19 protein-coding genes, 1 tRNA gene and 1 pseudogene are annotated in these 18983 nt (G+C 66.2%); 10 read left to right on the top strand and 11 right to left on the bottom strand.

Features of this window, described 5'->3' with window-relative positions:
- Positions 1-1421 (top strand): SPOR domain-containing protein (locus Q0Q36_RS19415; RefSeq protein WP_293800531.1); only part of this gene is annotated, 1421 nt, incomplete at its 5' end.
- Between the two features lie 58 nt (positions 1422-1479).
- On the opposite strand, the gene Q0Q36_RS19410 is transcribed toward Q0Q36_RS19415, so the two are convergent.
- Positions 1480-2199 carry a DnaJ domain-containing protein gene (locus tag Q0Q36_RS19410; RefSeq protein ID WP_293800529.1) on the bottom strand — a complete coding sequence of 240 codons (720 nt, stop codon included), beginning with the start codon at positions 2197-2199 and terminating at the stop codon, positions 1480-1482.
- Entirely contained in the window at positions 2196-2936 is a 741-nt protein-coding gene (locus tag Q0Q36_RS19405) for a VWA domain-containing protein (protein ID WP_293800527.1), read from the bottom strand. The genes Q0Q36_RS19410 and Q0Q36_RS19405 overlap by 4 nt, the downstream gene beginning before the upstream one ends.
- A gap of 93 nt (positions 2937-3029) precedes the next feature.
- Here Q0Q36_RS19405 and panC point away from each other — a divergent pair, with 93 nt between their 5' ends.
- A complete protein-coding gene (gene panC, locus Q0Q36_RS19400) occupies positions 3030-3878 on the top strand; it encodes a pantoate--beta-alanine ligase (protein ID WP_293800525.1) in 849 nt (282 codons plus the stop codon).
- A 5-nt stretch (positions 3879-3883) separates the two neighbouring features.
- Here panC and Q0Q36_RS19395 read toward each other — a convergent pair whose 3' ends face one another.
- Both Q0Q36_RS19395 and Q0Q36_RS19390 read right to left on the bottom strand, forming a co-directional pair.
- Positions 3884-4321, bottom strand: coding sequence for a DUF1489 family protein (locus tag Q0Q36_RS19395; RefSeq protein ID WP_293800523.1), 438 nt, complete (start codon positions 4319-4321; stop codon positions 3884-3886).
- 65 nt (positions 4322-4386) lie between these two features.
- Positions 4387-4743, bottom strand: coding sequence for a VOC family protein (locus tag Q0Q36_RS19390; RefSeq protein WP_293800521.1), 357 nt, complete (start codon positions 4741-4743; stop codon positions 4387-4389).
- Positions 4744-4777: 34 nt separating this feature from the next.
- Between Q0Q36_RS19390 and Q0Q36_RS19385 the strand changes: the two genes are divergently transcribed.
- Both Q0Q36_RS19385 and Q0Q36_RS19380 read left to right on the top strand, forming a co-directional pair.
- A complete protein-coding gene (locus tag Q0Q36_RS19385) occupies positions 4778-5545 on the top strand; it encodes an SDR family oxidoreductase (RefSeq protein WP_293800519.1) in 768 nt (255 codons plus the stop codon).
- Entirely contained in the window at positions 5542-6387 is an 846-nt protein-coding gene (locus tag Q0Q36_RS19380; RefSeq protein ID WP_293800517.1) for an aminoglycoside phosphotransferase family protein, read from the top strand. Before Q0Q36_RS19385 ends, Q0Q36_RS19380 begins: the two co-directional genes overlap by 4 nt.
- A 152-nt stretch (positions 6388-6539) precedes the next feature.
- Here the strand turns inward: Q0Q36_RS19380 and Q0Q36_RS19375 are convergent, their stop codons facing one another.
- From Q0Q36_RS19375 to Q0Q36_RS19365, 3 genes are all read right to left on the bottom strand, one after another.
- Positions 6540-8525, bottom strand: coding sequence for a biotin carboxylase N-terminal domain-containing protein (locus Q0Q36_RS19375; protein WP_293800515.1), 1986 nt, complete (start codon positions 8523-8525; stop codon positions 6540-6542).
- Positions 8526-8556: 31 nt separating this feature from the next.
- A complete protein-coding gene (locus tag Q0Q36_RS19370) occupies positions 8557-9276 on the bottom strand; it encodes a cation transporter (RefSeq protein WP_293800513.1) in 720 nt (239 codons plus the stop codon).
- Positions 9277-9412: 136 nt separating this feature from the next.
- Positions 9413-10174 carry an SDR family oxidoreductase gene (locus Q0Q36_RS19365; RefSeq protein ID WP_293800511.1) on the bottom strand — a complete coding sequence of 254 codons (762 nt, stop codon included), beginning with the start codon at positions 10172-10174 and terminating at the stop codon, positions 9413-9415.
- A gap of 153 nt (positions 10175-10327) precedes the next feature.
- Between Q0Q36_RS19365 and Q0Q36_RS19360 the strand changes: the two genes are divergently transcribed.
- The gene (locus Q0Q36_RS19360) at positions 10328-11413 is read left to right on the top strand and encodes a kelch repeat-containing protein (protein WP_293800509.1); all 1086 of its coding nucleotides are present in this window, start codon (positions 10328-10330) and stop codon (positions 11411-11413) included.
- A 28-nt stretch (positions 11414-11441) separates the two neighbouring features.
- Here the strand turns inward: Q0Q36_RS19360 and Q0Q36_RS19355 are convergent, their stop codons facing one another.
- The 4 genes from Q0Q36_RS19355 to lipB all read right to left on the bottom strand — a co-directional run bounded on the left by Q0Q36_RS19355 (position 11442) and on the right by lipB (position 14965).
- Positions 11442-12194, bottom strand: coding sequence for an FRG domain-containing protein (locus tag Q0Q36_RS19355; protein WP_293800507.1), 753 nt, complete (start codon positions 12192-12194; stop codon positions 11442-11444).
- A gap of 78 nt (positions 12195-12272) precedes the next feature.
- Positions 12273-13880, bottom strand: coding sequence for a carboxyl transferase domain-containing protein (locus Q0Q36_RS19350; protein ID WP_293800505.1), 1608 nt, complete (start codon positions 13878-13880; stop codon positions 12273-12275).
- 112 nt (positions 13881-13992) lie between these two features.
- A complete protein-coding gene (locus tag Q0Q36_RS19345; RefSeq protein WP_265059814.1) occupies positions 13993-14193 on the bottom strand; it encodes a hypothetical protein in 201 nt (66 codons plus the stop codon).
- A gap of 67 nt (positions 14194-14260) precedes the next feature.
- Positions 14261-14965 (bottom strand): lipoyl(octanoyl) transferase LipB, encoded by a 705-nt coding sequence (lipB, locus tag Q0Q36_RS19340; RefSeq protein WP_293800503.1) that lies wholly within the window; start codon positions 14963-14965, stop codon positions 14261-14263.
- 139 nt (positions 14966-15104) lie between these two features.
- On the opposite strand from lipB, the gene Q0Q36_RS19335 reads away from it, so the two are divergent.
- The 5 genes and pseudogenes from Q0Q36_RS19335 to Q0Q36_RS19315 all read left to right on the top strand — a co-directional run bounded on the left by Q0Q36_RS19335 (position 15105) and on the right by Q0Q36_RS19315 (position 18979).
- Positions 15105-15374: a FliM/FliN family flagellar motor switch protein gene (locus Q0Q36_RS19335; RefSeq protein ID WP_293800501.1), complete on the top strand. Its 270-nt coding sequence runs from the start codon at positions 15105-15107 to the stop codon at positions 15372-15374.
- A gap of 125 nt (positions 15375-15499) precedes the next feature.
- Positions 15500-15584: transfer RNA gene (locus Q0Q36_RS19330), tRNA-Leu, on the top strand.
- A gap of 218 nt (positions 15585-15802) precedes the next feature.
- Positions 15803-16561, top strand: a pseudogene (locus Q0Q36_RS19325) (GH25 family lysozyme); the annotation flags it as partial.
- A gap of 360 nt (positions 16562-16921) precedes the next feature.
- A complete protein-coding gene (locus tag Q0Q36_RS19320) occupies positions 16922-17890 on the top strand; it encodes a GH25 family lysozyme (RefSeq protein ID WP_293800499.1) in 969 nt (322 codons plus the stop codon).
- 96 nt (positions 17891-17986) lie between these two features.
- A complete protein-coding gene (locus tag Q0Q36_RS19315) occupies positions 17987-18979 on the top strand; it encodes a CorA family divalent cation transporter (RefSeq protein ID WP_293800497.1) in 993 nt (330 codons plus the stop codon).
- Positions 18980-18983: the final 4 nt, after the last annotated feature.

Below are 18983 nucleotides of genomic sequence, written 5' to 3'. Positions count from 1 at the left end.
CGCTGACCAAGGTCATGACGCTCTACATGCTGTTCGAGCAGATGGAGCGCGGCCGGTTCTCGATGGATTCCGAGCTCAAGGTCTCATCTTATGCGGCCTCCCAGCCGCCGACCAAGCTCGGCCTGCGCGCCGGTTCGACCATCGCGGTCGAGGACGCCATCAAGAGCATGATCACGTTGTCGGCCAACGACTCCTCCGTCGTCGTCGCCGAGAATATCGCCGGCTCCGAGGAGGCTTTCGCCGACCAGATGACGCGCAAGGCGCGCTCGCTCGGCATGAGCTCGACCCGCTTCTACAATCCGCACGGCCTGCCGCATTCTCCGCCGAACCTGACGACCGCGCGCGACCTCACCATTTTGGCCCGCGCCATCCAGGAGCGTTTCCCGAAATACTACCCGCTCTTCTCGACGCGGGCCTTCCAGTACGGCAGCCGCACGATCCGCGGCCATAACCGCCTGCTCGGCAAGGTCGAGGGCGTCGATGGCATCAAGACCGGCTACACCCGCGCCTCGGGCTTCAACCTGATGACCTCGGCCCGCTCCGAAGGCCGGCATGTCGTCTCCGTCGTGCTCGGCGGCCGTTCCGGCGCCTCGCGCGACAAGATCATGACCGATCTCGTCCTCGCCAATCTGCCGCGCGCCTCGACCAGCGGCCGCGCCTCGGTGATGGTCGCCGAAGCCCCGGAGCCGGAGGAGCGTCCGCGTTCGATCCAGCAGGCGGCTGCAGCCGAGCCGGCGCCGATCCCGGTGCCGCGTCCGCGCCATCAGCAGCAGGTTGAGGAGCAGCAGCCGCTCCCGGCCGCCGCCCGCGCCTATGCCCCGATGCCGACCACCACGCCGATCGCGCCGCCGCGCCCGGTCGCCGTCGCCGGTGGCCAGCCGCTCCAGATCTCCGGCATGCGCCCGGTCACCGCGACGACCACGCCGTCGGCCATGCGCTGGTCGATCGGCGCCCAGCCGGCCGATGCCAAGGTCCTGCGCCCGCCGGCGAATGTCGACGTCACCTCCTCGATCGCCAAGGCTCCGGAGCCCGCGGCGGAGCCGGTGAAGGTCGCAGAAGCCAAGGCCGAAATCCCCGCCGTCCCGGTCGCCCGCAAGGCCGAGGCCGCCCCGGCCAAGGTGCAGGCTCCCGAGCCGGCCCCGGCCATGTCGCACCAGGCCGCGGTCATCGCCTCCGGCAAATGGGTGATCCAGCTCGGCGCCACCGACGACGAGGGCAAGGCCAAGGAAATCCTAGCCCGTGCCCGGGCCAAGGCTGCCGGCACGCTCGCCAGCGCTTCGCCCTTCACCGAGAAGGTCGCCAAGGGCGGCTCCACCCTCTTCCGGGCCCGTTTCGTCGGCTTCGACGACTCGAAGGACGCGCAGAACGCCTGCACCCAACTGAAGCGCGGCGGCTTCTCCTGCTTCGCCACGCGCAGCTGACCAAGGCTCAGGGAAAGGAGTTCACGACATGTCGCAGACCCACTCCCCGACCCCTTCGCTAGCGCTGCTTCAGAAGGACGTCCTTGGCCTGGTTGACGCGAGCGGCAAGGCCGCTGGTGCCCCCGGCATCCGGGTGGATGCGCTTCATCAGGGCCCGGTGGGCTTCGCGGATCGCCTCCTCGCCCGCCCCCGATTGAAGCCCCAGGATATCGTAGGCCTCCTGTTGCGTCATCGCGCCCGCGCCCGGCGCGCCGCGCTGCCCCGCGTCGCCATCACGCTGAGCGTCTTCACGCCAGCCGGGCGACCGGCGGTCGAGATATGCCTCTAGCAGGCGCGCCCCGTCCGGATCCCGCGTAAGGCAATCGCGCATCAGCGCGGCAAGGTCGCTCATGCTCAGGCTATCGAGCGCCTGCCCCGCATAGGGACCGGCCGTGACGCGGCCTGCCATCGCGCCGCTGTCGTGGTCGAGTTCCATCTCCAGCAACGCCGACTTCACCTTCGAGGTTGCGCCCGGCGTCGGGCTTGAGCGATCAGCCCAGGGAAAACGGATGCCGCCCGGCCCGGTCGCGCTCCAGCCGAGCAGCCAGGCGCCGAGGCCGCCGAGGAAGACGGCCATGTCCATCCGGCCGCGCAGCATCAGCAGGGCGGCGACGCCGAGCGAGCCCACGCCACCGACCGTCTTCGCCACCCGCGCCAGAAACTTCGGGTTGGCCCCGGTGAAGAGCTTCGCCAGCCACCAGACCAGGATGAGTACGGCAATGCCGTAGAGCAGGCTCACCGCTTGCCTCCGTCCATCGCAGCGATCAGCCCCTTCACCGCAGGCGTCGAGCCCGCCAGCCGCAGCATCGCCTCGCGTCCGCCGGCGGCATAGGCCGCCGCACCACGCAACAAATCGAGCAGCGAAGCCGGCGCATTCACGTCGAACCGGGCATGGGCACCGCCGGTCAGCCGCGCGATCGTCGCGAAGGCCGCGCTCGCCGCGGGATCATGTCCCTCCTGGAAAACGAAACCGCGGATCCCGCGCAGGCCGAGCTCGCCGGCAAGACTGGCAAGCGCATCGACATCCTCCTCCATCGCATCGCCTACGAAGACGAAGGCCCTGACCGGCACCGCCTTTGCCTCGTCACGGACATGACGCAGCACGCGCGCGATCTGGGTCTGTCCGCCCTCGCAGGCGATGCGGCGCCTCAGCCCGATCAGGCGCGCGGGCTCGCCGACCCAGCCCGACGCGCGGCACTCGCCGATGCCCCTGAAATAGACGAGTTGCACGGCAAGGCTGCCGCTTTGCGTGGCAACGTCGAACATCCGCGCCTGCAGCGAGCAGGCCAGGTCCCAGGTCGGTTGGCGGCTCATCGTGGCATCGAGCGCGAAGACCAACCGCCCCGCCTGTCCCGTCACCAAGGGCGCAAGCTGCTTCGCCGCACCGAGAAAGCGATCAATCTCACCCGGCTGCGAATGCGTCACCGGCGCGGTCGCTCCCGCCTTGTCGACGGCCCGGTCCTTCCTCTCGCTCATCGACCCCTTCGATCCGCCTGAATCATACCCTGGCCCTGATATTGGCCATGGCGCCGGCATTTGCTACCCGTGCGCTCAACGGAGGACGCGCCAGTGGCTGGGATCACGGTTTTCGAGACGGTCGCCGCGCTGCGCCAGGCCGTTGCCGGCTGGCGTGCCGCCGGCGAGAAGGTCGCGTTGGTGCCGACCATGGGCGCGCTGCACGAGGGCCATGTCGCGCTGGTCAGCGAAGGCCAGCGCCATGCGAAGCGCGTGATCGTGACGATCTTCGTCAACCCGACCCAGTTCGCCCCGCATGAGGATTTCAAGAAATACCCGCGCACCTTCGACGACGATTGCGCCAAGCTCGTCGCGGCAGGAGCCGATGCAGTCTTTTTCCCCTCGGTCGAGGAGATGTACCCGGCCGGCTTCGCGACGCGCGTGCTGCTGCTCGGTCCGGCCGCCGTCGGGCTGGAGGACCGCTTCCGCCCGACTCATTTCGAGGGTGTCGCGACGATCTGCTGCAAGCTCTTCACGCAGTCCCGCGCCGATCTCGCGATCTTCGGAGAGAAGGACTATCAGCAGCTCAAGGTCGTGACCCGCATGGCCGCCGATCTCGATCTCGGCATCCGCATCGTCCCGTTGGCCACGATCCGCGAGGCGGACGGCCTCGCCATGTCCTCGCGCAACCGCTACCTCTCGGCCGAGCACCGGGCGCTGGCACCCCTGCTCCACCGCGTGATGCAGAATCTCGCCATCCGCATCCGCAACCGCGACGACCTGTTCAAGGCCGTCGCCGATGCCCAGAACGAGATCATCACCGCCGGCTTCGAGCTCGATTATCTCGAAGCGCGCCATGCCGAAACGCTGGCGCCGGTCGCCTCGCTGGCAGACGGCCCGGTCCGGCTGATCCTCGCCGCCCGCATCGGCAGCACGCGTTTGCTCGACAATATCCCGGTCTAAGCTGCCTAGAGCAGCCCGAGCCCCGCCAGCTCCCGCCGCAGCTCTTCCGGCATCTCGCCGATATCGCCGCCATGCTCGGAGAGATCGCGCGGAGCGTCCTTGACCTGCAGATAGCGCCAGCCCTGGAAGGGTCGGAACGGGCGCGGCTCGACCGGCACCACGATCGGCTCCATCACCAGATGGCAGCGGCCGATGCCCTCGCCATCGGTGAAGGGGCGGATATCCGTCAAGCGCTGGCGTGCGGAAATCTGACCCTTGATCACCCAGTAGAGCGAGCCGCCGTCTAGTATCTCCTCGATCTTCTTCGGCACCATGCGCGTGGTGTGCAGTTGCTCTGCCGGCTCGCCGCAGGCGCGCCGCTGCGCCTGGCGCTCGGCGATCCATTCCTCGAGATCGCTGATCGATTCGGCGCCGACGCAGAGCTTGAGCAGATGAAGGGACATGGCTTTAAAATAGGCCTGCGCCAGCCGCCGGACCAGTCTCCACCGCGCTTCTCCACAGCCCGGCGTCAGCCTCGATGTGACAGCACGTTGACCAGCCGGCCGAACGGGTCGCGCAGGAAGAAACGCCTGACGCCCCAGGGCTCGTCGGCCGGGCCGTATTCGATAGCGAGCCCGGCGGCTTCGACCTTCCGCAAGACAGCGTCGAAATCCTCGACCTCGATCGACAGGTCCGGCACCGGCGTGCCCGAGCCACCCTCGCTGGCGAAGCTCAATTGCGGGCCGGCCGGATCGCCATCGGCCGCAAAGGTCTGGATCCAGCCATGATCCATGACGGGGTGCATGCCAAGAATGTCGCCGTAGAAGGGTTTGGCCAGCCCGGGCTCGGCGGTTAGCATGTTCGCCACGATACGCTTCACCATCATGCTCTTTTCCTCGACAGGCTACGGACGCTCCATCATGCGCGGACTTGCAGGCAAGGCCATCCTCGTCACCGGCTCCTCCACCGGCATCGGCTGTGCGATGGCCGAGCGCCTCATTGCCGAGGGCGCCAAGGTGCTGATCCACGGCCGCGACGCAGCCGAGGTCGACGCGGCAGTGGCGAAGCTCGGCAACGCGACGGCCGGAGCGACCGGGGACCTCGCCGATCCTGCGACCGCCCAGGCCATCGTCGATGCCACGCTCGCCGCCTTCGGCCGCATCGACGGGCTCGTCAACAATGCCGGCATCTACCCACGCGGCATCCTGACCGAGACCACCGCCGCCTTCTTCGACCACATGTTCGCGATCAACACCCGCGCGCCTCTGCTCTGCGCGGAAGCGGCGATCCGCGCCTTCCGTGTCCAGAAATCGCCCGGAGCCATCGTCACGGTCGGCTCGATCAACGCCTATTGCGGCCTCTCGAACCTGACGGTCTATTCGATGTCCAAGGGCGCGCTGATGACGATGACGCGCAACCTCGCCAACACGCTCGGTCCAGAGCACATCCGCGCCAACCAGCTCAATGTCGGCTGGACCTGGACCGCCAACGAGGACGCGACCCAGCAGCGCGAGGGTCAGAAGCCCGGCTGGCAGAACCATGTCCCGCTCCGCCATGCCCCGACCGGCCGCATCATGCAGCCAGAGGAGATCGCCGCGCACACTGCCTTTTGGCTCTCGGATGACAGCGCCCCGGTCTCCGGCCAGATCTACGAAGCCGAGCAGTTCCCGATCATCGGCCGCGGATGAACGACACCCCCGCGCGGGTTTTCGAGCCCTGGCTGATCCGTTGGGATCTCGTACCGGACGGCGAGCCGATCAGGACCCATGCCAGCCACCTGCTGCCCGTCCTGCAAGGCAGCGAACCTGCGATGCTCAAGCTGCCCGAGGTCGAGGACGAGCGGCGCGGCTACCTGCCGTTGGAATACTGGAATGGTGACGGCGCCGCCCGCTTGCTCGCCCGCAGCGAGAATGGAGAGGCGATGCTGATCGAACGCGCCACCGGCCAACACTCGCTCGCAGCCATGGCGCGCAGTGGTGCCAAAGGTGATGATGAAGCCACCGCCATCCTCTGCGACGCCATCTCAGCCTTGCAGAAACCGCGTGGTCCTTCCCCAACCGGGCTAATCCGGCTGGAAACCTGGTTCAAGGACCTCTTTCCAGCAGCCGCAAAGCACGGCGGTCTGCTCGCTCGCGCCGCAGCGGAGGCAAACGCGCTCCTGCCCACCCAGCGGGAAATCCTGCCGCTCCATGCCGACCTGCATCACGACAACGTCCTCGATTTCGAGGAACGCGGCTGGCTCGCGATCGACCCGAAAGCGGTGATCGGCGACCGCGCCTTCGAATACACGATCCTGTTCTGCGATCCCGATCTCGCCGACCCCGAGCCGCCGGTCGCCGTCGCGCCCGGAGCCTTCGAACGTCGGCTGGAGATCGTGCTGGCAAAATCGGCGCTGGAACGGCGGCGCCTGCTGCGCTGGATCATCGCCTGGTGCGGTCTTTCGGCAGCCTGGTTCCTTGAGGACAACGACCCGCTGGCAGAGGTCAACCTGACGATTCTGGCAAAGGCTGCTACGGCACTGGGCGCTTAGCGCCGTCATGCTCGCCCTTGTGGCGAGCATCCACGTCTTGAACACGACCTTCGATCAGTGAAGGCGTGGATGGTCGGGACAAGCCCGACCATGACGAAACCAGCTTGAATCAAAACCTCAGCAGTCGCCCGCAAGCGACTCCGCTGACTCGCCTATTCCCCCAGCACGACCACCTTCGCGCCCTCGGCCACCTGCGCGCCAGGCTCGCCCACGACCTCGCTGACCGTGCCGTCGCGGGGAGCGGTCAGCACGTGCTCCATCTTCATCGCCTCGACGATGGCGAGGCGCTGGCCCTTGGTCACGGCCTCGCCGGGCGCGACGAAGAGCGCAACGAGCTTGCCATGCATCGGCGCCTTGATGACGCCGCCTGAGCCCGCCGCCGCATCGAGATCGACGCTGAACGGATCGAACAGCGCGACCGCCGTCTGCCGGCCGCGATGCAGCGCAAGCCATGTCCCGCCCTCGCCCTCGGCCAGCGCGATCTCATGCTCGCCCTCGCCGATCTCATGGCCGGGCAGGCTGACGCGCGCATCCTCGCCATGCCATTCGATCCGCGCCTCGATGCGTTCGCCATCGACCATAAGCGGCAGGCCCAGCGGCTGGCGTGGCATCAGCGAGAAAGCGTCGGGATCGAGCCAGGGTGAACGCGCCTCGCCCTCCGCCCGGCCCGCAGCCGCGATCATGCCCGCCGCCTGCCGCTCCTCCTCGAGCTGCAGGGCCGCCGCCGCGACGGCCGCAGCATCGAGCGGCTGCGGCTCCGCGCCGAGCGCGCTGATATTGCGGTCGATGAAGCCGGTATCGAACGGCCCCCTGCGGAAGCCTTCCGCCTCGGTCAACTTCTTCAGGAAGGCGAGATTGGTGCGCGGGCCGGCAACCACCGTCTCGCCCAATGCCGCGCCGAGCCGGTCGAGTGCTTCGTCCCGCGTTGCGCCATGGGCGATCACCTTGGCGATCATCGGATCGTAGAACGGCGTCACCGTATCGCCGGCCTCGACGCCGGTATCGATACGGATGCCCTCGCCTTCCGGGAATTGCAGCGCCCAGAGCTTGCCGGTCGAAGGCAGGAAGCCCTTCTCCGGGTCCTCGGCATAAAGCCGCGCCTCGACGGCGTGGCCCGCAGCCGAGACATCGGCCTGCGTGAAACCGAGCGGCTCGCCCGCCGCGACCTTCAACTGCAATTCGACGAGATCGAGACCCGTGATCGCCTCCGTCACGGGATGCTCGACCTGGAGGCGGGTGTTCATCTCCATGAACCAGAAGCCGTCAGCCTTCAGCCCATCGCGCCCGTCGGCGATGAACTCGACCGTGCCGGCCCCGACATAGCCCACGGCCCTGGCGGCCTCGGTCGCAGCCTTTCCCATGGCGGCGCGAACTTCCGCGCTCATGCCCGGCGCGGGAGCCTCCTCGATCACCTTCTGGTGGCGGCGCTGGAGCGAGCAGTCGCGCTCGTAGAGATGGACGACATTGCCGTGGCTATCGCCGAACACTTGGATTTCGACATGGCGCGGCGAGAGCACATATTTCTCGACCAGCACGCGCGCATCGCCGAAGGCGTTCTGGCCCTCGCGCTGGGCACTGGTCAGCGCATCGTCGAAATCTTCGGGCCGGTCGACCTTCTTCATGCCCTTGCCGCCGCCGCCGGCGACCGCCTTGATCAGCACGGGATAGCCGATGCGCCGCGCTTCCGAGCGAAGGAAATCGGCGCCCTGCTCGGCACCATGATAACCCGGCACCACCGGCACGCTGGCCTTCTCGACCAGCGCCTTGGCGGCATCCTTCAGGCCCATCGCCCGAATGGCCGAGGCCGGCGGGCCGACGAAGACGATTCCGGCCGCAGCGCAGGCATCGGCGAAATCGGCATTCTCCGAGAGGAAGCCGTAGCCCGGATGGATGCAGGCCGCGCCCGCCTCTTTCGCCACGGCGAGGATCTTGGCTGCGTCGAGATAGCTCTCGCGGGCCGGGGCCGGGCCGATATGGTAGGCCTCGTCCGCCATCTGCACGAACAGCGCCTCGGCATCGGCATCCGAATAGACGGCGATGGTGCGCAATCCCAGCCGCCTGGCAGTGCGGATCACGCGGCAGGCGATCTCGCCGCGATTGGCGATCAGGATGGAGGGTAGCTTGGCGGCGATCGTCATGGCGGCGGCATCCTCAGGAGACGTGCCGCCTTTATAGCCCGCCCGTGGCATCTGTCTGCGCCTTGTTGCGCAAACCGGGTTGGGACGCTTCCGAACCCACGCTTCGCCACAACGAGCGCCAGATCGCCCATGTCGCCTGGAAACAGATGCCGGCGACGACGAGGTCGAACAGATATTCCGGCCAGCGCGCCGGCGCGACACGGGCAGCAAGCCCGACCAGCGCGAAACCGGTCGTCGAGATCGTATCGTTGCGGCTCGACAGCCAGGTCGCCTTGATGACCGGATTGCCCTCACGCCGGAACCGCCAGAGCGCGGCGACGACGAGGAAGGCGATGACGATGGCGCTCGCCGCCGCAAAGCCCAGCGTCCAGATCTCGATCGGCCGCGGCCGGGCGATCTTGTCCCAGAGGTCGTAGAGCGTGTGCAATCCGGCGACCGCCATGACGGCGCCGATCGCGATTGCGGCGAGACGCTCGATCCGCGCCTCGCGGCCGAAGACGATCGCCGCGATGCCGTAGAGCGCCACGTCATAGACCCAGTCGACACCGTCCTTGAAGAGCTGTGCATTGCCGACGGCGAGCGCCCAGGCGACGGTCGCCACCGCCTGGATCAGGATGCCGAGCGCGATGCCCCAGATAGTGAGCGTATAAGCGCGGGCAATGGCGGGATTCGGAGCCGAGCCTCCTCCGCCATCGTCATGGTCAAGCTTGTCCCGACTACCTACGTCTTGCGCCGCTGCGGCCACCCTCACCCCTGTCATCCCGGACAAGCCGCATCAGCGGCGCCGATTCGGGATCCATGCCAGAGCCGTCCCGGAATGGATCCCGGTCTACGCTGCGCTCCGCCCGGGATGACGGCAAGGGGACAGCGACCGGAAAGAGTGTTCGTCACCCACGCCCGACGAGCGGGGCCTTGGTCGCCATCACCGTGACGAACAGCACGTTCGCCTCGGGCGGCAGGCCGGCCATGTGCAGCACGGTCGTCGCGACATGCTCGACATCCATCACCGCCTCGACCTTGATCGAGCCATCAGCCTGCGGCACGCCGGTCGTCATCTTGCGCGCCATCTCGGTCAGCGCATTGCCGATATCGACCTGGCCGACGGCGATGTCGTATTTGCGCCCGTCGAGCGCCGCCGTCTTGGTCAGGCCCGAGATCGCGTGCTTCGTCGCGGTATAGGCGACGGAATTCGGCCGCGGCGCGTGGGCCGAGATCGAGCCGTTATTGATGATGCGCCCGCCTTGCGGCTGCTGCTCCTTCATCGCCTTGAAAGCGGCTTGCGTGCAGAGGAACGGCCCGGTCAGGTTGGTGTCGACCACCTTCTGCCAATCCTCCAGCGAGAGGTCCTCCAGCAGCACGCCGCCCGGCGCGTTCACGCCGGCATTGTTGAAGAGCACGTCGACCCGGCCGAAGGCTTCCTTCGTCCTGGCGAAGAGGTTCTCGACCGAGGCCTTGTCGGTGACGTCCGTCGGCACCGCGAGTGCTCGGCCCTTGTCGACGCCGGAGAGCGCGATCGTCTCCTCCAGCGCATCGGCGCGGCGGCCGGCCAGCACGGTGCGATAGCCGTCCTTCAGGAAAGCGATGGCGACCGAGCGTCCCACGCCCGAGCCGGCGCCGGTGATGATCGCGACCTTGTTATGCCCAGACATGCATTTCCTCGTATTTCCCTAGGCCTAAATCGTTTGAGATGGCACCCGACCATAACGGGCGAAACCGCCCAGGGGAACCATGAGGCGGGTGGAGTTCCATGCGCTTGCCGCCCGCCAACGCTGTCCTATCGTTGTAGTCGGCAGGACGACGCGATGACCAGCCTGAACCGCCGCCACCTGCTTGCGGCCGGTGCCGCCGCGCTCGCCGGCCCGGCGCTCGCCCAGCAGCAGGGCCATGAGCATCACGGCCCGCAATATGAGCGCCTGAGCCAGCCGGGCCGGATCGGGAAGCCGCCGCTCGCGGCGACACAGAACGTCTTCGATTCGCCTGCACCGAAAGCCGCCACGCCCGGCCGCTGGAGCGCCAAGGCGCCCTTGCCGCTGCCGCGCTCGGAAATGGCCTGGGCGACGGCCTTCGAGGACAGGATGCATGTCGTCGGCGGCTATGGCGAGCAGCGCACCGACCGCGCCTATCACCATGTCTACGATCCCAAGGCCGACACATGGCAGGATGGCGCTCCGCTCCCACAAGGCGCGAACCATGTCGGCGTCGCCTTCCTCGACGGCAAGCTCTACGCCATCAGCGGCTTCCTCGAGCAGAACCGCAAGCCGCATCCGCGCTGCTTCGTCAACGACCCGAAGACGGATCGCTGGGCCGAGATCTCCGCCCTGCCCCGCGCTGCCGGCTCGGCGGCCGTCGTAGGGCTCGGCGGTGTCCTGCACGTCATTGGCAGGGCGATCGGCGAGACCACCGAGACCAAGCGCTCGATCGACTGGCATCTGGTCTACGACCCGAAATCCGATCGCTGGAGCGAGCGCAGGCCCCTGCCGACCGCCCGCGATCACACCGGCACGCTCGCCATCGGCCCGCTGATCCATGTCATCGGCGGGCGCGTCGATTCCTTCCACACCAACTCGAACCTGCACCATTCCTACGATCCGGCCGCCGACAAATGGACGATGCGCACGCCGGCGCCGACAGGCCGCTCAGGCCATGGCGCGGTGCTTTATCGCGGCAAGGTCTTCGTGATGGGCGGGGAAGGCACCAATCGCGTCTTCGGCCAGATGGAGGCCTATGACCCGGCGAGCGACGGCTGGGAGCAATACGCGCCGATGCTGACACCCCGCCATGGGCTGGGTGCCGCGCTCGTCGGCGATGCGATCCATGTTGCCGGCGGCGGCCCGGTCATGGGCGGCGGCGTCCAGAGCGCCGTGCATGAGGCGTTCGCGCTGGGGTGAAGCCATCTGGGACTGGCCAACAGTGATTCTAGGAACTATCAGGACCCAACCACTTATGAAAACCCTCAATATCAGGAAAAAGAATACTTGGATCGCCACAAAGCAAATTTACGCTCAACGCCAATGAGGAAATAAATCTATTCTTACATGTAAATTTATATAATATTGGATCATCGATATCCATATCAGCAAGCTGCGCCTCCAGCGGCCGATTGTCAGACCCATGGATTGTAAAACAAGAATTCTGAGCCTTTAGTCGGCTAAATATAAAATCAGGAACAACCGGCGATGGAAATTTACCAACGCCCTTTTTTTGTCCATTATCAAATGAATACCCTGAATAATTCAATATTATATCATTGTCTTGCGTCGGGATAACGCCCTCGCCACACCTAACCAATTCTACCAGCGCAAACGGATTAAGAACCCAGATCGTTGAACTATTGAGCTTCTTTGATAGCGGCATCGTTGCAAAATACAAAGCTGGAAACAGGGATTCTGACCAATCCAACAAGCGGGTCGGAACTCCAAAATGCTGCATCGCACACAGCCAATCAAAATCTGTTTTCATACTCGGAAACTCGACGCGCATTCGGCGCCGAAATTCGACGGAGACGATATTTTCATTATAGTTACTGCTACGAAGGACCTTCGGAACTAAACTAAAATTAGCTGACCTCACCCCCCTGTACCATACAGAATCCCAATCTTTTGTTATTTTTATAATCTGACGAAAAAGATCATCTAAAGAATCAAATTGATTTTCAGATACCGCTGGCATGTTACCCCGCAGAAACCAATAGACCGCCTCCAACTAGACGCATGTTAGGCCCGCTGTTGCTCTATTAATCGAACACCATCACATCCGGAACACACCGAACTTCGTCTCCGGCACCTCCGCATTCAGCGTCGCCGAGAATGCCAGCGCCAGCACGCGGCGCGTCTCGGAGGGCAGGATGATGCCGTCGTCCCAGAGCCGAGCCGTGGCGAAATAGGGCGAACCTTCTTCCTCATACTTGCTGCGGATCGGCGCCTTGAAGGCCTCCTCCTCGGCTGCCGGCCAGCTCTTGCCTTCGACCTCGATATTGTCGCGGCGCACGGTCGCAAGCACGCTCGCCGCTTGCTCGCCGCCCATCACCGAGATGCGGCTGTTTGGCCAGGTGAACAGGAAGCGCGGCGAATAGGCCCGGCCGCACATGCCGTAATTGCCGGCGCCGAACGAGCCGCCGACCAGCACCGTGATCTTCGGCACCCGCGCCGAGGCGACCGCAGTGACGAGCTTCGCGCCGTCCTTGGCGATGCCGCGCGTCTCGACATCGCGGCCGACCATGAAGCCGGTGATGTTCTGCAGAAAGAGCAGCGGGATGCGCCGCTGGCAGCAGAGCTCAATGAAATGCGCGCCCTTGACCGCGCTTTCCGAGAACAGGATGCCGTTATTGGCGATGATCCCGACCGGGATGCCGTGGATGCGGGCGAAGCCCGTCACCAAAGTCGTGCCGTAGAGCTTCTTGAACTCGTCGAATTCCGAGCCGTCGACGAGGCGCGCGATCACCTCGCGGATGTCGTACTGCTTCTTGAGATCGGTCGGGACGACCGCTTCGAGCTCGGCCGGATCGTAGAGCGGCTCGACCGGCTCGGCGATGTCGATATCCGGGCGCTTCACGCTGTTGAGATTGCCGGCGATGCGCCGGGCGATCGCTAGCGCATGGGTATCGTCGCCGGCATAGTGATCGGCGACGCCCGAGAGCCGCGCATGGACATCGGCGCCGCCCAAATCCTCGGCCGAGACGACCTCGCCGGTCGCAGCCTTCACCAGCGGTGGGCCGCCGAGGAAGATGGTGCCCTGCTTCCTGACAATCACAGTCTCGTCCGACATAGCAGGCACATAGGCGCCGCCGGCCGTGCACGAGCCCATCACCACCGCGACCTGCGGGATGCCTTCGGCCGAGAGCGTCGCCTGGTTGTAGAAGATGCGGCCGAAATGCTCGCGATCGGGGAAGACCTCGGTCTGGTGCGGCAGGTTGGCGCCGCCCGAATCGACCAAATAGATGCAGGGCAATCGGTTCTCGCGCGCGATCTCTTGCGCCCGCAGATGCTTCTTCACCGTCATCGGGTAGTAGGTGCCGCCTTTGATCGTCGCGTCGTTGCAGACGATCATGCATTCCCGGCCGGCGACGCGGCCGATGCCGGCGATCATGCCGGCGGCATGGACATCGCCCTCGTACATGCCGAAAGCGGCGAGCGAGCCGATCTCGAGAAAGGCCGAGCCCGGATCGGTCAGGCGCAGCACGCGCTCGCGGGGCAAAAGCTTGCCGCGGGCGGTATGACGCTCTCGGGACTTGGCGTTGCCGCCGAGCGCGGCGGTGGCGCGGTGCTGCTGGAGTTCGTCGCGCAGGTCGGCCCAGGCTTCGGCATTGGCGCGCGTCTCGGTCGAATTCAGATCGACCTTGCTCTCGATGACAGGCACGGGCGCGCTCCTCGATAACAACCTCTGCCGAGGTTATGGCGCGCCGCGTCGAAAACGCCAACCGGCGCGGACGCACGGACGCGGCCGCGCAAATCCGCGCCGCAGGGTCGGCTCATTCCTTCATCTTGTTGATCGAGCCGGTCACCGACGGCGCGGCGACCGCACCGATCGCGCCACCGGCAATGGCCCCGATCGGCCCACCGACGATCGCGCCGGCTCCCGCGCCGGCCGCTGCTCCAGCGATGCGCTGGTCGGTGGTGTTGCAGGCCGCGAGCAGCATGGCGAGGCTGCCCGCCAGAAAAAAGCTTCGCATCGTCGTCCCCATTTTCAGCCCCAACCCCGGAGCGAAAATGGCGGCGCCATGGCTAACGGTTGGTAAATCAGACTTGAACGGTCGGCCCGAACACCCGCTCGAACGCCTCGCGCAGCACCGAATCGACCTCCGGCATCGTCACCGGAAGGCCGAGGTCGACCAGCGAGGTCACGCCATGCTGGCTGACGCCGCAGGGTACGATCCCGTCGAAATGCGTGAGGTCTGGCTCGACATTGAGCGAAATGCCGTGGAACGAGACCCAGCGACGCACGCGGATGCCGATCGCGGCGATCTTGTCCTCGGTGCCGGCACTCTTGTCCGGCCGGCGCACCCAGACGCCGACGCGGTCCTCGCGTCGCTCGCCACGCACATTGAAACCGTCGAGCGCACCGATCAGCCAACCCTCGAGCGCGGCAACGAAGCGGCGCAGGTCCGGCTGACGCCGCTTCAGGTCGAGCATGACATAGGCCACGCGCTGGCCGGGGCCGTGATAGGTGAACTGCCCGCCCCGCCCCGAGCGGAACACCGGGAAACGCTCGGGCGCGATCAGATCCTCGTCGCGGGCCGACGTGCCGGCGGTATAGAGCGGCGGATGCTCGACCAGCCAGACGCGTTCGCGCGCCAGCCCGTCCGCGATCAACGCCGCGCGCGCCTCCATCTCGGCGACGGCCTCGTCATAGCCGGTGAGCCCCTCGGCCACGACCCACTCGACGGGCTCGGGCACACCTTCCGGCAGGAAGGAGATGGCCAGTTCCTCACGCATCTTCACCATGGCTTAACCATGTTCCATTCAAAGTTTCCGGGCCGACGAAATGATCCGGCACGCCCCGCGGAACGCCTCTTGCGCCCAAAACCGGCAGGCAGGCAAGTTTCGCTGGACGAATTCTGAAGTAGGGTTCCGGAGGCAGGACTTGAAGGCCGATCTCGATCTCGTCCCGGTGGAACTCACGGTCGTCCTCGGCCAGACCGAAATGCCGATCTACAAGCTGCTGCGCCTCGGCCGCGGCGCCATCATCGAGCTGAACACCAGCGAGACCGACGAGGTCCAGATTCTCGCCAACAACCACCCCTTCGCCAAGGGAATCGTGGTGGTCAGCGGCGCGCGAATCTCCGTTGAGATCACCCAGATGCTGAAGCGCCCGACGATCTATACCCAGCAGAGCGTCGCCGAGGCCGCCTGACCCGGCCGATCTGGGGAAAAATCGAGCTTCTTCGTTTTTCCGTCATGACGCTCTTGTGGCGGCGGATTCGATTTGCTAGATCGGCGCCGCTCCCTGGTTGCACCGCCCGCAACCGGAAACGAGCTGCGGTCGTGGCGGAATTGGTAGACGCACTACCTTGAGGTGGTAGCGGGGAGACCCGTGGAGGTTCGAGTCCTCTCGACCGCACCAAATTCGGATGAAAATCCAGCGAAAGGCGACCTTCGGGTCGCCTTTCGTGTTTCCGGGCAATGCCAAGCGTTTGCACGCGAATCCTCACGTTCCGCAGCAACCGCGATTCGTCAGGCCCGCACCACCCTGCGACAGCCCCGTCGCCGATTTGGCTGACAGATGGCAGAACTTTGGTAACGTAAACCGAGCGTCAAGCATTCTCCGCAATTCTCCGCGACATGAACACCCGCCGCATGCCCCGCTTCCGCGCCCTGCCTTTTCTGGCTGCCGCCGCTTTCGTGGCCCTTGGCGGCTGCGTGGCGCTCGACAATTACCCGTCCAAGGGCGATGCAAGGCCGCATCCCGGCGTCGCGGCGGCGCATAACTATCCGATCCACGGCATCGACATCTCGCGCTGGCAGGGCGAGATCGACTGGAGCGCCGTCAAAGGCGCCGGCACCCGCTTCGTCTACATGAAGGCGACCGAGGGCGGCGACCATGTCGATCCGGCCTTCCGCCGCAACTGGGAAGGCGCGCGCCGGGCCGGCATCGCGCGCGGCGCCTATCATTTCGTCTATTGGTGCCGCCCGGCGCATGAGCAGGCGACCTGGTTCAAGCAGCAGATCCCGAACGATCCCGACGCCCTGCCCCCGGTGCTCGACGTCGAATGGAACGGCCATTCGCGGACCTGCCCGCAGAAGATCGACCGCGAGCTCGCCCGCGAGAAGATCCAGCTCATGCTGACCGAACTCGAGCAGCTCACCGGCAAGAAGCCGGTGATCTATACCGACATCACCTTCCATCGCGAGGTGCTGGAGGGGCAGTTCAACAACTACGCCTACTGGATCCGGTCGACCGCGGCGCTGCCGGAAGCTCGCTACAGCAACCGTCCCTGGTCCTTCTGGCAGTTCACCACTACCGGCCGCGTGCCCGGTATCAAGGGCGATGTCGACCGCAACGCCTTCTTCGGCAGCGAAAGCCAGTTCGCCGGCTGGCTGCGCGGCGAATACGATATCGGCACGCGTCGCTGGGACCGCCGCGACGCGCCGGCGGCCCCACAGCCCACCCCCACGCCGCAGCAGGCGCCGATCCCCGCCGTCCCCAGCCCGGATTTCGGACCGGAGCCGCTGGCGCCGCAGCAGGACGTGCCCGTCGCACGCGTTCCCGGCAGCGTGCCCGCCGTCGCCGCGTCCCTACGAGCGATGGACAATCAGGTCGAGCCCGACGTTCTCGACTGAGCGACGGGCCGTCGCCGCCCCGGTTAACCACGCCTGAAATTCATTGTTCGACTGCGCCGCAATTCTAACGGGCGCTTAACCACGCTCCTCGCATCTGGACCTGTGATGCGGGAGGAACACATGCCAGCGCGCAAGCTGACCAGCGGACGGATCGGGCTGAAGGCCCTCGCCTGTGCGGCGCTCTTGGCCTGCCTGGTCGAGCCCGCCCAGGCTCTCTATCCGAAGAAGGGCGACAGCGCCCCGCATCACGGCGTCCGCGATGCGCGGCGCAAAGTGATCCAGGGCATCGACGTCTCCCGCTGGCAGGGTGAGATCGACTGGGCCCGGGTCAAGGATGCCGGCACGCGCTTTGCCTTCATCAAGGCGACCGAGGGCGGCGACCATCTCGACCCGAATTTCAAGCGCAACTGGGCCGAAGCGAAGAAGCACGGCATCGCGCGCGGCGCCTATCATTTCGTCTGGTGGTGCCGCTCGGCCAAAGACCAGGTGCGCTGGATCAAGAAACACATCCCGCGCGACCCCGACGCCTTGCCGCCCGTGCTCGATGTCGAATGGCAGAACGACTCGCAATGCACCCGCAGGATCTCGAAGGAGCTGGCGCTGGCCAAGATCGAGGAGATGCTGAAGGGCCTGCGCGAGCATACCGGCAAGAAGCCGATCATCTACACCGACATCAATTTCCACGAGGACGTGCTGGAGGGCGAGCTCAACGACCACCCCTTCTGGCTGCGCTCGACGGCGGCCCCGCTCGCCAAGCGCTATGCGCGGGATCGCTGGGAGTTCTGGCAGTTCACCACGACCGGCCGCGTGCCGGGCATCTCAGGCGATGTCGACCGCAACGCCTTCTTCGGCAACGAACGCGAGTTCGACGCCTGGCGCCAGGGCCGTTTCGATATCGGCTCGCGGAAATGGCATGGCGGCGAGCCGAAGGTCGCGGTCCGCACGCCACCGCCGACCCCGGCCGGACTGCGCGCGCCCAAGGAAGCCGGCGGCACAAGGCTGAGATTCGCACCACCGGGCCGCATTCCAAACGCACACACGGCCGTGAATCGCAATGTCGACGTGACCGGCTCGATCGGGCGGGACTGAGGCAGCTTTGCCGCCCGTCACGCCGCTGTCACATCCGCGGCGCCCTTAGGCGCCGCGCTGCCGGGAGCTGCCCTGTAGCGGCAATGGAAGCCCGGCATGCCCAGCGATATCCAATCCCAGTCCGGCCTGATCTGGGCCTATCGCTTCGACGAGGACGGAAACCCCTCCCGTATTCCCCGCGACGAGATGCCAGGCCTGGCCCCGGCCGAGGGCTTCGTCTGGCTGCATCTCGACCTCGTCCATACGCGCGCGCAAAGCTGGATCGCCGAGCAGGACCTGCCGGATGCGACGCAGGAAGCCTTTCTCTCGCATGAACCGCACCAGCGGCTCGACCACTCGGCCAGCCTCGCCTGGGGTGTCTCGCACGACCTGATCCGCGACATCGCCGACAAATCCGAGGACGTCGGCGCGCTGCGCTGGATCGTCGGCGAGAAATTCCTGCTGACCGGCCGACGCGAGGCCCTGCATTCGATCCGCATGACGGCCGAGGCGCTGGATCGCGGCGAGCCGGCCGCGAGCCCTGCCGGGCTCTTCGAGCAGATCATCGAATATATCATCAACGACGTGACTGACGCCGTCGTGCGCCTCGTCGACGAGACCGATAGCGTCGAGGACCATATCCTGCTCGACCGTCTGCGCGACGGGCCGCAGCGCGTCGGCACGGTCCGGCGCACGGCTGTCCGGCTGCATCGCCAGCTCAGCGGGCTGCATGTCCTGTTCCGCCGCTTCGCCGAGACCCAGTCCGGCCGCAGCGCTCCGGACGCGGTCAAGGCGGCGGCGACGCGGCTGCTGCAGCGCGTCGACGGCCTGCATCACGACGTCCAGTCGGTGCAGGATCGGGCACGCCTCCTGCAGGATGAGATCGCCGCCCGCTCGGCCAGCCGCACCAACCGCCAGCTCTACGTGCTGTCGATCCTGACGGCCCTGTTCCTGCCCGCGACCTTCATCACCGGCCTGTTCGGCATCAACGTGAAGGGGCTGCCCTGGGTCGAATCGGAGGGCGGCGCAATGTTCGTGACGCTGACCTGCGTTGCCGCCGCCCTGATGACCCTTATCCTGCTGAGACGCCGGGGTGTGATCGGAAGCTGAATCG

It is taken from the genome of uncultured Allobosea sp. (genome assembly GCF_945957345.1).
In the GTDB taxonomy this organism is placed as follows: domain Bacteria; phylum Pseudomonadota; class Alphaproteobacteria; order Rhizobiales; family Beijerinckiaceae; genus Allobosea.
This window is presented reverse-complemented; position numbering and strand designations above follow the sequence as displayed.